This window comes from Pseudomonas syringae group sp. 243L2 (assembly GCF_032587875.1).
GTDB classification, from domain to species: domain Bacteria; phylum Pseudomonadota; class Gammaproteobacteria; order Pseudomonadales; family Pseudomonadaceae; genus Aquipseudomonas; species Aquipseudomonas amygdali.
On sequence record NZ_JAWHPL010000021.1, the window covers coordinates 208907 to 222702 of the forward strand.

The window sequence follows — 13796 nt, forward strand, 5'->3', positions numbered from 1 at the left end:
TTTGATAAAGTTATGTTTATTAACCGAGTCATGAATTGATCATTTAGACCAATGCCGGGCCGAGGTACAAGAATGAGAATTCCTCACTGCGAGCTTCCCGACCACAGCGTCTCCACTGAGCACTTCCTGCCTCGGGGCGACAGCAGTCAGCCAGACGCCAGTGGCTCGCCGACCGCCGAGGAATTGACCGGTTGCCTGTTCTTCTCGCCTGACGATGGGCGCATCTGGCTCAACGATCAGCGCATGTTGCTGCTGCACACCTCATCGTTCGGCACCTTGCGCCGCGAGATCATCGAGCGTCTGGGGCAGGAGCAGGCGCGCGGAATGTTCACCCGCGCCGGTTATCTGTCTGGCGCGCGCGACGCCCGGCTGATTCGCGAACGCTGGCCACTGGCTGATGCCACATCGGCGTTTCGTGCCGGTACGCACTTGCACACGCTGGAAGGCATGACCAAGGTCGAGCCGTTGCACTTCAAGTTCGACGCCGAGTCCGGGTTCTACGAAGGGGAGTTTCTCTGGCACCACTCCTGCGAAGCCGACGAGCATGTTGCGGCATATGGCATCGGGCAGGATTCGGTGTGCTGGACCGAAATCGGCTACGCCACCGGTTTTGTCAGCGGCCTGTTCGGGCAGATGGTGGTCTTCCGCGAAGTGGAGTGCCGCGGCATGGGCCACGCGAACTGCCGGGTCGTTGGCAAGACCGCGGAACAATGGGGCGACGTCGAACGCGACCTCGGCTACCTGAGCGTGGTCAAACCAACTGCCCCTGAACAAACTCCTCCACTGGCAAAAGCAAACCATGACGCAAGTCCGCCCACCGGCACCGAGCAGCCGCTGATTGGTGCCAGCGCCGCATTCAACGCCGCCACCCAGGCACTGCAGCGTGTGGCAATGACCCCGGCAACGGTATTGATCAGCGGTGAATCCGGCGTCGGCAAGGAAATGTTCGCCCGCCAGTTGCACCAGCTCAGCCGCAACCGCGAAGGCCCGTTCGTGGCGCTCAACTGCGCAGCCATTCCCGATAACCTGATCGAGGCCGAGCTGTTCGGCGTCGAGCGTGGGGCATACACCGGGGCGACGCACTCAAGGCCCGGGCGTTTCGAGCGCGCCAATGGCGGCACGCTGTTTCTGGATGAAATTACCTCCCTGAGCCTGGCCGGGCAAAGCAAACTGCTGCGCGCCCTGCAAGAGCGGGAGATCGAACGCGTCGGGGGCGGCCACGGTATCAAGGTCAATGTTCGGGTGGTGGCGGCGACCAACGTCGACTTGCGCAAGGCGGTGGCCGATGGCGAGTTCCGCGAGGACCTGTTCTACCGCCTGAATGTTTACCCGATCACCCTGCCCCCATTACGCGAACGCCGCGATGACATTCCGTTGCTGATCAACGCCTTTCTCAAAAGATTCTGTCAGGAGTACGGCAGGACGCCGGCCGGCTTGACCATGCGAGCATTGAAGACGTTGCTGCGTTATGACTTCGCCGGGAATGTGCGCGAGCTGCAGAACCTGATCGAGCGTGGGCTGATTGCCAGCGACGAGGGCCAGGCGATTGATCTGGTGCATATCTTCCGCAACGAGTCGTTACCGGAGGACTCCTACTCGTTGAACCCCGAGGGCACTTTGCGGCAGACCTCTGTTTCAGAAACCCGGCAGTCCTCGACTGCCAGACTGCTGGACACTTTGGGGCAGTCAGGCCAGGCATTCTCCATCGACGACCTCGAACGGCGCCTGATCCACGAAGCGCTGGACGAGAGCGAAGGCAACCTGGCGGCCGCCTCGCGTTTACTGGGCCTGAGTCGCGCCCAGTTTGCCTATCGTCTGAAGAAACAGCAGCCAGGGGGCGCCTAGATCGGCAAGGTGCTCACCACACGCAGGGCAAGCCCTTCGTAGGCATCCAGCGTGATGGTGAACTCGCCCTGATCGGTCAGATCGCCCTCGACCCGCTCGTTGATGATATCGACCACCGGACCCGGCGCGATGCCAGGCAGGTGCAGCGTTTCGACAATAGTCTCTGAGCTGAAGTTGAGCGCGGTGATCTGCGTGCCCTTGCCGGCAGGCAACTCGTGCACCATGACCAACAGCCCTGGATGCTCGACGTCGGGAATCAGAATCTGGCGGCTTGCTGCAATGTCGTAGGCGCGGCGCACAGCAAGAATTTTCTTGAGCTGCGAGGCAAACGAATCGGGTCGCTGGAGCTGACTGACCAGGCTGCCATACAGCGTCTTCGGACGCGGCATGTCACCAGCAGAAAATTCAGCTTCCGGGTCCAGATCCACCAGATCGTAGGCACCCCGATGAATCCAGCGAGTATCACCGTCCTGCATCAGGTGGTCGACCTGCTCGGCCGGCAGCGTCAAGGCGCCGACCAGGTCCCAGCCCGACAAGGCAAACACTCCCGGCTGCATGGCGTTGTACATCACCAGCAGCAGGTGGATGTGCTGGATCTGCTGAATGTCTGCATCGCTGATCGTGCTCAGATCACGAATGCCCAGCGCCGCGGTGATGATGCTGGCCGTCGTGCAGGAGACACCATTGGTGACGAACTTGAGGTTGTACGGCGCGTGTTCACCGGACAACTTCTCGTACATCTCTTCACGGATGTGCTCGCGCAGGATATTGCCCGGGAACGTCTGCCCCTGGTAATGGAAGGTGTCATGGGCGTGCAGCGTCCAGAAATGCACCAGCTCCAGAGTCAGCTCATCGTGGTTCTGCAAGGCATGGATCAGCGATGCCGGATCGATGCCGTACGCATGCACCTGACGCAGCATCAAGCGCAGGAACTCGGTGGTGCCGGTCAACAGTGCATGCTGATAGGCCGGTCGCGTGATGAAGTCGTAGGACAGGTCAGCGCCGCCCTGCCCCATGGACGCGATGTCATCGATGGTCAGGTTGAGTTCCTGGAAGCTGAAACCGCCTGCCTTGCGGATCGCACCGGCCAGTAGCTGGTTACCGGTGATCGACAGCGGGTGGCTTTCCGACCAGGCAGTGCCTTCGGCGCGACGCTCGACACCAAGGAAGCCGTTGGCGTCCAGACGCAGTACTCGCGCGCCCATCACATCAATGGCATGCAGCGCGTCACCGATGATCATCTGCTGCGCGGCAAAACTTGGGTCCAGCCAGTTCAATGAAGGCTGGCCGTCCTTGAAATAATGCAGGTAGACCCAGCGGCGGGCCTTGCCATCGACGCCATGCACCACATCGGTGGCGCTCCAGTCGGTTTCCTTGACGCCAGGCTCGAAGAAAATCACCCGTTGCAACTGACCGACGATGTAATGCTTGTCGCGTAACTGATCGACCACATCGGGCATCAGGTTGACTGCGTCGCGACCGGTCGGCACTTCAGGTAACAGCGGCCAGTCTTCCTCACGGATCTCGACCATGTGGAACAGGCCTGGGTAATCCTCGTACGCCAGCTCGGCAAGACGGAAGTCTGCGCCCTTGCCGGTGTGCGACGGGATGATGTCATCGATGATCACCGCGTTGTGCGCTGCAGCGATGCGCGACAGGCTCAACAGTTGTGCTTCGGTGCCCAGATCAGGGTCGATGCCGAAACTGATGCGGTCGAAGTTGCCATCGATACTCGGAGTCCGCTCGCGGCCTTTCAGCCCGCCGGACAGCTTCAGCGGGCCGTTGTGAATGCCCTGAATGCCGATCTCCGACAGCGCGTGCCACAGGGTTTCATCACCCAGCGCTTCCAGCACCGAGCCACCTTCGCGAGTGACGATAGAAGCCGGATAGGCGGTGAACCAGACTGACGCAATGGCGGATGCATCTCTGGGACGTGCAAGGGCGAAAGGACGCTGCCAGAGCCTGCCCTGCCCCGAATAGGTCTTGGCGCGCTGTCTTGCGGCATTAAGCATCGATTGCTCGACCAGCCAGTCCACGTACTGCTTGTCCGGTATCGTCATAGCGTCCAGTCTTCCTCTCGAATCGGCGACCTGAGACGCTCCGCAGGCGGAGCGCCCTGAATGTATTGCTTACGGATATGAGCCCACAGGGCCCGATTCGTTGCATTCATGTCGCGGTCTGACGCTCGCCGACCGTGCTATGACGAAGTTTTGCGGCATCAATAAGGTTGAGGGATGGCAACAGGAGGCTTTTTCAGTGCCTGAATCACCGCATTGGCGGCATTGGAAAGCAGCGAGGCCGGCCGCGCCACCACACTGATGTGCCGCATCACGGTCAGCGGCAGCGGGATCGACTCCAGCTCACGGAAGCGCCCGTTCAGCAACGCCCTGGGCAGAATCGAAATGCAATGGCGCTTGGCGACCAGATCCAGAAGTGTGTCCAGACAGGTCAGTTCGCCGCGTTGACTGAGCCGCACCTGCGCCGATGCCAGTTGCTGGTGCAAACGCTCGACCCCAGGATGCCGCCAGGCCACGTAACGTGACGCCTGCGAAAGCTCGGCGAAGCTTTGCGGCGTTACCTGTTTGCTGCGCGCCGCCACCAGCACGTAATGGTCCGACCAGCAATGATGCTCGAGATAATGCTCATTCAGGACAGTACCGGGCAGGATGAGGATGTCGGCTACTTCCTTTATCAACGCGTCAAGCGAGGGGTGTTGTTCGGAGCGGTGCAGCACGTTCAAGTGAATATCGGGGTAGTGATGGGCGAGAAAGTCCAGCGAGGCGCTCAGGCTGGTCTCGAGGATATGCGAGTGGTAATGAATGGTTACGCTGCCGCTGACCCCATTTTTTTTAGTTGTTCGAGTGTGGCCATGATGTTTCCGAGGGTCTGGTTGATGACCTTGCCTTCAGGGGTGAGGGTGCAGCCCGTACGGCTGCGAATGAACAGGCGTTTTTCAAAGAAGTCTTCGACTTCCTTGATGGCATAGCTGATGTTCGACTGGCTGCAGCCCAGAATGGCTGCGGCCTCCGAGAACGAACCGTGCTGGGCAACGGTTTGAACGACTTTGAAGAAATGGGTTTTCATGTGTCCTGCACTCTGGTTTTGCAAAGGTGGGTGCGGCCCTGCCGCTGAGCCGAAGGCTCGGGAATACAGGAAACCCCCGCTGAAACACCGAACTGGCCGGGATATCGGCCGTTCGAATAAATGTCTCAAGCGGGGGTAAAGCGAACGCTGGCTATCAGGTTGAAGGCGTGGCTATGCACATTTCGGGTGCACGGCGTCTTCAGGGGTATCCGCAGCGGAACTGAGTGGCTCAGTCGTTCTCGGTCCAGTCGAAATCCATTTGCAGCGCCGTGCGTTCGGCCAATTCACGACTGTGCAGGCGCTCTACCAGGTGAAGGCTCATGTCGATACCGGCGGAGATACCTGCCGATGTCACAAATGAGCCCTCGTCGACCCAGCGCAGGGTGCTGAGCACGTCTACCGAAGGGAACATTTCCTTGAGGTCGTCAATGTCTTCCCAGTGCGTGGTTACTTGCTTGCCTGCCAGCTTGCCGGTCCTGGCCAACAGAAAAGCACCGGTGCACACGGCAGCCACAACGCGCCCGGGTTCTGACTGATCGCTGATCCAGTGAATCACGTCGGGTTTTTCCAGTTCGGCAGTCACGACCCCGCCCGGGACGATCAGGCAGTCGATGGCCGGATGGTCGTTGATCGAAAAGTCCGGATCGACCTTGAGCCCGGCGCGGGCACGCACTGGTGCGGTGCTGCGCCCGATGGTGAACACATTGAACAACTGCCGGTCATCGCGGCTGTTGCGAGCATGCATGCGTGTTGCGGTGGTGAACACTTCGTAGGGGCCAGCGAAGTCGAGAACCTCGACGTCGTCATAAACGTAGATACCGATATTGAGTGGCACGAGTTGGCTCCAGGGCCTGCATGGCAGACCACTTGCATCATATTAAGGTTTAAGCAGTTTCAAGCGGTGACAGGGTGCAGATTACCCAGTAGCATCACGCCAAACTACTGGCTGAAATGCCAATATCCGGTAACATCGCGCCATGAAAAATCATCTCGTTGTCGCACTCATCTACAACCAGTTGTGCACCTTCGAATTTGGCTGCACGGTCGAAGTATTTGCGCTGAAAAGACCTGAACTGGGGGTCAACTGGTACGAATTCGCGACCTTCCCGGTCGACGATGGGCCAATCACCGCCGCCGGGGGCATTACCATCGTGCCAACGCCTGGCGAAGTACTGCTGGAGAATGCCGATACAATCATCGTGCCAGGCTGGCGCGGAGTGGAGTCCGCAGTTCCGCAGCGGCTCATCGAACAGCTCCAGGCTGCTCATGCACGCGGCGCGCGGATCTGCTCGATCTGTACAGGCGCTTTCGTTCTGGCCGCGGCCGGTTTGCTCGACGGGCACAAGGTCACCACCCACTGGCGCTACACCGACCTGCTGGCAACCATGTATCCGGGCCTGACCATTCAACCCAACGAACTGTATGTGGACCAAGGCACTATCGTGACAGCTGCGGGCTCGGCCGCAGGGCTGGACATGATGCTGCACCTGGTGCGCAACGATCACGGCTCGCGCGTTGCCAACATGGTGGCGCAGCGCATGGTCATCCCGCCTCATCGCGAAGGCGGGCAATCGCAATATGCGTCCCGGCAACTGGTGTCGGCCAGCGACGGGCCGATTTCCAACCTGATGGACTGGATCCGCAGCGATCTGCAGCGCCCTCACACCATCAAGGAAATGGCCTCAAGGGCGGCGCTCAGTACCCGCACCTTGCACCGCAGCTTTATGGAAAGTACCGGCCTTACGCCTTACGACTGGCTGCTCGGCGAGCGCATTGCCTACGCCAAGGAATTGCTGGAATCCTCGAAGCTGCGTCTCAACGAGGTGGTGGACCGCGCCGGTTTCGGCTCCGAAGAGTCTTTTCGCCGACACTTCCGCAATCTGGTGGGCATCAGCCCGAGCAGCTATCGCAAGCAGTTTGCCCGGGCGTGACCTCGGGCCTGGCGTAGACCGCATCGACAAGCGTATCGGCAAACTCACCCCACGCGCCCGCAACAGCCGTGTTGGTCAGGACGACCATGCTGAGCGCAGAAACCGGATCAACCCAGTAATGACTGCCATACAAGCCGCACCACGACCAGGTCCCGACACCCTGTTGCTGCCCCCGCACCGCAGCGGGATCGGCAAGAATCATCGGCCCCAGGCCGAACTTCCAGCCAGGCCCCCGACTGGCAATGGTTATGCTTCCAATCGCGTTATTCAGCAAGCGCTCGGTACTGACGGCGCTCAATAACGGCGCGCCCCCCAGACGCAGGCACTCAAGCAGCCGAAGATAGTCATCAGCCGTGCCCAGCATGCCTGCCCCGCCAGATTCATATGCGCCTGTGTCGCGAGCCCGAGCCGACGACAACCGCGCCTGTCCGCTGTCGAGCAACAACACATCATTGTCACCGATACGCTGCGGGCCGTTGACACTGTCCTTGTAGGCGCTGGCCAGCGTTAGTTGCTGGTCGTGCCTGAAGGAAGTCGCATCCATGCGTAAAGGCAGGGTGACCCACTTGGCAACAGCCTCTGACAACGGCATGCCGGTGGCCTGTTCAATCACTGCGCCCAGCACATCAGTGCCCAACGAGTAACCCCAGGCGCTACCCGGCTCAAACAACAGTGGCAGGCGCGCCAACCGGGTCAGGTTTTCCGGTAGATCGAACGGCACCCAATCCAGCCCGTCCGACACCCCTGCCCGCTCATAGGCATTACCGGGCGTTTGTTCGAAGCCGTAGCTCAAGCCGCAAGTGTGCGAAAGCAAATGCTGCAGTGTGATGACAGGCTCACGGCCGCTGACCAGCCGTGGGCGAAAGGCTGGCAGCCAGTCCGTTACCGAGGCTTGCAGGTTCAAGGTGCCCAGTTCGCAGAGCCGCAACACCAGCACCGAGGTCAACAGCTTGGTCAGTGACGCCAGACGAAAGCGCGTACTGCGAGCGACCGGAATCTGTTGCTCGCGATCTGCCCAGCCGAGTGCGCTGGCGTAAACCAGGCGTCCCTGCCGGGCCAGCAACAGCACCCCGCCAACGATCCGACGCTGGTCGATGAAGCGTTGCCAGACCTTATCGACACGCTGCACGGCGGGCTCATTCAAGGCAATCATCGCTCACAGGCCCTTCACTGCACGGCTGAAGATCTGCGCATACGCCTCGGCCGAATGACGAATCGGATTGGTGTGCGAGCAGCCGTCGGCAAATGCCATGCGTCCGACCCGCTCGGCGTCGCGATCGTCGATACCTATTTCGCCCAGCGTATGCGCAATGCCGATCTGCTCGCGTAGCGCCAGTAACCAGTCCATTACCCCGGTAAAACCGGGCGTGGGCAACCGCAGGTAAACCGCCAGATCATCCATTTGCTTCAGCAGCACCGAGCGATTGGCCTCCAGCACGTAGGGCAGCAGAATCGCATTCAGTAAACCATGATGCTGGTCGTAGAGCGCCCCCAGGCTCTGAGCAATCGCGTGTACGCCACCCAGACCGCGCTGAAACGCGGCGGCACCCAGGCTGGAGGCCACCAGCATCTGCTGCCGCGCCTCCAGGTCCTGACCGTCAGCAACAACCCGAGGCAAATATTCCTTGATCATCTGCATGCCCTTGACCGACACCGCTTCGGCCATCGGGTGCCAGGCCGGTGAACACCAGGATTCCATGCAGTGAGTCAAGGCGTCCGCACCCGTCGCGGCAGTCAGATGCGTTGGCAGGTTCAGGGTCAGCGTGGCATCCAGAATCGCGATGCGCGGCATCATGCGAATGTGCAGGATGGTGCGCTTGACCTGTGCCTGCTCATCGGTAATCACCGACGCACGCCCCACTTCAGAGCCGGTGCCAGCCGTCGTCGGCAGCGCAACTACCGGCGCAATACCGTCTGGATCGGCGCGCAGGTGGTTCTGGCCGATGTCTTCGAAATCCCACAACGGGCGGGTCTGGCCTGACATCAGCGCCACCGCTTTGGCAGCGTCCAGCGCCGAGCCGCCGCCAAACGCGATGACGCCGTCGTAGCCACCGGTTCTGTAGGCGTGCAGGCCCTCGGCGACGTTGGTGCCGGTCGGGTTACCCTTGACTCGGTCAAACAGGCCGCAATGGCCTAATTGGCTGCGGCAATCCTCCACGGCGCTGGCGATCATATCGGTGCTGCCGAGAAAGCTGTCGGTAATCAGTAACGGCCGTTTTATGCCGGTCTTCCGGCAGGCGTCGACCAGTTCATTGACGCGTCCAGCGCCTGCACGGATTGAAGTCGGGTAGTGCCAGTCGTTGCTGTGCATGTACGTAGTCCCTTGCAGGTTATTTCAGTAAAAGAAGTTGGCGGGCAGCAAACCGATCAGCAGGCGCAGACCGAAAGCGATCATGAAAAGACCGGTGACGATATCGATGGCCTTTTTCATCCGTTGATAGCGCACCTGCACGGCAGGTATCGAAAACAACGTGGCCAGCAGCACGAACCAGGAAATTGCCAGCACCGCGATGATCGATACACCCGCAGTGCGCACCCACATCGGCATGCCCGGCGTGGTCACGGTGGTGAACACGCTGGTGTAGAACGCCAACGCCTTGGGATTGGTCAGGTTAGTCAGCAGGCCAAACCGATAGGCGCGGCTCAGGCTACCGATGCCCAGCGAACCGATGTCCCTCGGTTTGGGCTGGCTGCCGGCACTGCGCAGGCTCTTGGCGCCGAGCCATGTCAGGTAAGCGCCGCCCAGCAATTGCAACGTCGGCTGCAGCCACGGCAACTGCTGAAACACAAGCCCTAACCCGGTGGCTGCCAGCAAGGCCCAGAGAATGCTGCCCGAGGCGACCCCCAGCCCGGCACAGATGCCCTGCTGCCGTGACTGGCTGAACGAGAGCTGGGTGATCACCAGGAAGTTCGGGCCGGGACTGATGATCAGCACGATGAACGCCCCCGCCAGCGCGGTCAGTAAAGTGACTTCATACATATCAGTAATTCCTTTTTAATCAATAAGTTAAATAGCTTTATTAAACTTGAGCGTGATACAACTTGAAGTGTGCTTTCCCAGCGTCTCCAGGCATGACTCGACCGCCCTGCGCGCTTCGATCAGTGCATGGCAGGTCGGGTCAGGCGTGGGCACGTAGTGGTTGTAGAAGGTGCAGCCTTCTACGGCCGGCCCCAGAACCCAGAGCCGCTGCTGCACAGAACCATCGCGGCCAATGGCACGAGCAGACTCATCGGTTTCAATACCGTCGGCAGGCCAGGCGTGCGCAGCGCGAATCAGCCCTTGCTCGTACAAATCACTGATCAGTCCAGGGCCATTACCCGACAGACCGCCGTGGGCGACCCGCGCGCCAATGATGCTGTCGGGGCGAAAATCGCCCCTTTGCACATCGTCCATCGGCGGCAGGATCGTCACGACGCCAGCCTCGATCAGCGCCAGCAGATCTTCCTGGCGCTCCTTTTGCGGCCCGCCGACCAGCCGGTTGCTCAACCCGGCCCATGTGCCATAAAACTCCAGGGTCGACGATTCAGTCAGGCCGTTGCGATCTGCGATCAGGCGCAACAGGTCGCGATAATCTCGCCAGACCTCCAGTGCCTGGCAGATCGGACTGCCTGCCGTGCCCAGGCGACTCAGCGCCAGGTCCCGTTTGATCCAGTCGACGAACCATTGGCCATACGCGCCTTGCGCACCCGACCAGCGTTGGGTCAACAGCCACTGCTCAGGGTCAAATTCACCCCACAGCTCGGCCAGCCGCTCAAACGCTGCCGGTGTGGCGGTTGACTCGCTCAGCAGACGCTGCACCGATGCCAACTGCGCTGGCGCATCGAGCCGGACCCTGGCCTGATAAAATACGGCGCGCATTTCATCCTTGATCAGCGGCAGCACATCGGCCCGAAAGTCGAGTTGCCCGCCCTCCTTTTGCTCGCGCAAACGGGCTATGGCGGCAGCGGTGAAAAACAGCCTCGGCAAGGGGGGCTGGCTGCAGGCATGCCATTGCGGCCTTGCGTGAAACGGCAGCCCTGTGCGCGAGTACAGGAACACCTTGGGCTCGCGGCCGGACGGCAGATATCGCCAACCTGCAAAGCCTCCATCCCGCACGTAGCGCCCGCCGCGCCCTTGAGTCAGGTGGGCCAGTGTGTCCATCGCGGTCAGTCCCAGTCCCTCGATGGCCACCGTATCGCCGACCTCCCGTTGAGCGCCGGTTTCAAAGGCATGCCCGCTGGTGAGGAACACGGCATCGACATCCATCTCCTGACTTCGGGTGTGCAACCTGAAGCCGGGGGCTTCCAATAGCGGCCCACAGGTCATGACCTGCTCGGCGTGATAGCGCACCTGCACATGCGCCGGGCAGCACTGCAGGAGCAAGCGATAGCTGTCCTGCAAGTAGCGCCCGAGCAATGCACGCGGCAAAAAGTCGCCAAACGCCACCGCTCTGCCCTGCCCGTCCGTGCTGACATGGCCGCGCTCGTCAAGGCGCACATCCTGACTGACGCACCATTGCAGAAAGGTCGGGCCCGGCGGCGCACACGCCGGGAATGCGGAAGAAAACGCGGATAACTGGCCGGCCATGGTGTTGAGCATCAGGTAATCCGCCTGCTGCGCATGGTGCAGCCCGCTGCCGGGTGGTTGCGAGTCGAACACTTCGATATTCAAAGGCCGATCGGCATGGCGACTGAGGCCGATCAACTGCTCCAGAATGCTCAAACCACGCGAGCCCAGACCGATAATCGCTACGGTATGCGTCTGCACGGCCATCACCAGCGCTTCGACTCAAAGAAGAACGTCGGCACCGGCAACGCACTGCCTTCGGCCACTGCCTGGCGATACACGCGCTGGCCCACGGCAAGGTCCAGTACGCCGAGACCGAATGGCGAGAAGATCGAGGCCCGATCCGGACTCAGTTCCACCTGCCCGGTCATCAGTTGTGCCAGCGTCCCGGTGATGAACGATCGATCCTGATACTGCTGCACGGCGAGGTCAGGAGAGGTCTGAGCCTTGAGGCAGTGCTCAACGTCATCAAGAATGTTATTGGCCTGGGCGATGACGTCCGCGCCCAGATCACGCAACGAAATGTTCAGCAGCAGTTGCCCTGGCCGAAACAACGGTTCCAGCACATAAGGGCTCGGCGCGGTGGTAGCGAACACCACCACGTCAGCCTGCAAGGCGGTCAGCAAATCGCTTGGCTGGCTGTTCAACCGATGTCGACTGGCGGCATGCTGCACCAACGCCGATGCCGAGTCCTCGTGTTGATCGAAGACGGTTATTGCGTCCATCGTCCAGCCATCGCTGACGAACATGTCGAGGATGGTTCGGGCAATGAAACCGGCACCGATGAATGCCATTCGTCCGACGTGGCGCTGATGGCGGTTCATCCAGCGCGCACCGAGCACCGCCGAGGCCGCCGTGCGCATGGCGCTTATGCGTGAGGCTTCCAGACAGGCAAACGCATAGCCGGTGAGCGGGTCATTGAGGATCAGCACAGCCGAGGCGCGTTGCAGGCCCGTCTCGATATTGCCCGGAAAACTGGATATCCATTTGATGCCACTGACTGCCTGCTCGCCGGACAGGCTGGCGGGCAAGGCAATGATCCGATTGGCCGGTGCCTCGGGAAAACGCAGAAAGTAACTGTCGGGGTTGATCGTGCGCCCGGCCTCGTGGGCCAGATAAGCTGCCTGCACATCCTCGATGCAAGCCAGCGGATCAGCCGCCAGCAGGCGCGCGACCACTTCGCCATCGACCACATGAAACGCCGCCTGCTTCAGGCGCTCGGCAGCCAGCCAGAAGGTTGAACACTGCTCCTGCGCAAGCGCACCTGCACCCGAAGGCGCTGTCGCCGACTCAGCGCTTTCGCGAGCAAGCTCGCTCCAATAAGGGCTTGCGCACGCGCATGCAACAGATTCACATACATCCTGTGGGAGCGAGCTTGCTCGCGAAGGCGTTTTCACGCTTCCCGGAAACGTTGCAGCCTCTGATGAGGAAAGATCCGCCAGGGTCATGTTCAGCACTTCACGGCCAAAACGCTGCTCGACCCACTGGTCATCGTAGAGGGTGTCCAGATAGCGCTCGCCCCAGTCTGGCGACAATGCCACGACCACCGAACCCGGCTCGATGCGCTCGCGCCAGGCATGTACCGCGGCGATCACCGTCGCGGTGGACCCGCCAACCAGCAAGCCCTTGCTGCGCGCCAGAATGCGACACATGGCGACGGTGCGGGACTCCGGGACCATCTCCAGCGCGTAAATACCATCAGCCTTGAAGATCGGCGGATGCTGGCTGGTACCCAGCCCCGGTATGAAGCGACGGCTGGCCGGAGTGCCAAAGGTCACCGAACCGACGCTGTCAACAGCAATGATTCTGGTGCTCGGGTGATGCCGCTGAAAATGCTGAACACAACCCATCAGCGTGCCGGTGGTCCCGGCACCGACGAACAGATAGTCGACATGACCGAAGTGCTGGCTGATCGAGCGTGCCGTAGTCCGGGCGTGAGCACGCGGGTTGGCCGCATTCTCGTATTGATTGAGCCAGACGTATCGCGGGTCGCTGGCGAGCTTTTCCCGGATCAGCGCAATGCGTGTTCCCAGAAACCCGCCGTTGGCGTCCGGGGCCTGAACCTGAATCACCTCGGCGCCATAGCTGCGCATCATGCGGACGTTATGGCTGGAGCTGTTGGGGTCGACCACGCAGGTAAAGGGTATCGCCCGTTCAGCGCAGATCATCGCCAGCGCCACACCGAGGTTGCCCGACGAAGACTCGATCAGAATCGTGTCAGGGCCCAGCAAACCCCGAGTCTGAAGGTCATTGATCAGCCCTACGGCGGTTTTGAGCTTGATCGAGCCAGCCGGGTTGAGTGATTCCATTTTCAGGAAAAAGTCTGCGCCCAGGCCAGACACCTTAAGGAAGGTCTGATCGTGAACGATGTCGCAAAGAGAATCGTACAT

11 protein-coding genes are annotated in these 13796 nt (G+C 60.8%); 2 read left to right on the forward strand and 9 right to left on the reverse strand.

The features are described 5' to 3' along the window. Nucleotides 1-72 precede the first annotated feature (72 nt). Entirely contained in the window at nucleotides 73-1845 is a 1773-nt protein-coding gene (locus RYB66_RS14010; protein WP_016981573.1) for a sigma-54-dependent Fis family transcriptional regulator, read from the forward strand. Here RYB66_RS14010 and treS read toward each other — a convergent pair. The 4 genes from treS to RYB66_RS14030 form a co-directional block, all read right to left on the reverse strand. Continuing rightward, the gene (gene treS / locus RYB66_RS14015; RefSeq protein WP_002553446.1) at nucleotides 1842-3905 is read right to left on the reverse strand and encodes a maltose alpha-D-glucosyltransferase; all 2064 of its coding nucleotides are present in this window, start codon (nucleotides 3903-3905) and stop codon (nucleotides 1842-1844) included. The two genes, RYB66_RS14010 and treS, sit on opposite strands and share 4 nt — an antisense overlap. A 158-nt stretch (nucleotides 3906-4063) precedes the next feature. After that, complete coding sequence (locus RYB66_RS14020; RefSeq protein ID WP_232288558.1) at nucleotides 4064-4633, reverse strand: LysR substrate-binding domain-containing protein; 570 nt, start codon at nucleotides 4631-4633, stop codon at nucleotides 4064-4066. Between the two features lie 35 nt (nucleotides 4634-4668). After that, complete coding sequence (locus tag RYB66_RS14025; protein ID WP_002553444.1) at nucleotides 4669-4929, reverse strand: LysR family transcriptional regulator; 261 nt, start codon at nucleotides 4927-4929, stop codon at nucleotides 4669-4671. A 229-nt stretch (nucleotides 4930-5158) separates the two neighbouring features. Further along, on the reverse strand, nucleotides 5159-5764 hold the full coding sequence (locus RYB66_RS14030) for a DJ-1/PfpI family protein (protein ID WP_005734627.1): 606 nt from the start codon (nucleotides 5762-5764) through the stop codon (nucleotides 5159-5161). Nucleotides 5765-5906: 142 nt separating this feature from the next. On the opposite strand from RYB66_RS14030, the gene ftrA reads away from it, so the two are divergent. Beyond that, nucleotides 5907-6860: a transcriptional regulator FtrA gene (gene ftrA, locus RYB66_RS14035; RefSeq protein WP_002553443.1), complete on the forward strand. Its 954-nt coding sequence runs from the start codon at nucleotides 5907-5909 to the stop codon at nucleotides 6858-6860. On the opposite strand, the gene RYB66_RS14040 is transcribed toward ftrA, so the two are convergent. The 5 genes from RYB66_RS14040 to sbnB are packed head-to-tail and all read right to left on the reverse strand — an operon-like array spanning nucleotide 6820 to nucleotide 13796. After that, on the reverse strand, nucleotides 6820-8013 hold the full coding sequence (locus tag RYB66_RS14040) for a serine hydrolase domain-containing protein (RefSeq protein WP_005777088.1): 1194 nt from the start codon (nucleotides 8011-8013) through the stop codon (nucleotides 6820-6822). The genes ftrA and RYB66_RS14040 overlap by 41 nt on opposite strands. 3 nt (nucleotides 8014-8016) lie before the next feature. After that, nucleotides 8017-9171, reverse strand: a complete 1155-nt coding sequence (locus RYB66_RS14045; protein ID WP_002553441.1) for an iron-containing alcohol dehydrogenase — start codon at nucleotides 9169-9171, stop codon at nucleotides 8017-8019. A gap of 24 nt (nucleotides 9172-9195) precedes the next feature. After that, nucleotides 9196-9840, reverse strand: a complete 645-nt coding sequence (locus RYB66_RS14050; RefSeq protein WP_005743769.1) for a LysE family transporter — start codon at nucleotides 9838-9840, stop codon at nucleotides 9196-9198. Between the two features lie 27 nt (nucleotides 9841-9867). Beyond that, nucleotides 9868-11613, reverse strand: coding sequence for an FAD/NAD(P)-binding protein (locus RYB66_RS14055; protein ID WP_316894653.1), 1746 nt, complete (start codon nucleotides 11611-11613; stop codon nucleotides 9868-9870). Beyond that, nucleotides 11613-13796, reverse strand: coding sequence for a 2,3-diaminopropionate biosynthesis protein SbnB (gene sbnB / locus RYB66_RS14060; RefSeq protein ID WP_316894656.1), 2184 nt, complete (start codon nucleotides 13794-13796; stop codon nucleotides 11613-11615). The genes RYB66_RS14055 and sbnB overlap by 1 nt, the downstream gene beginning before the upstream one ends.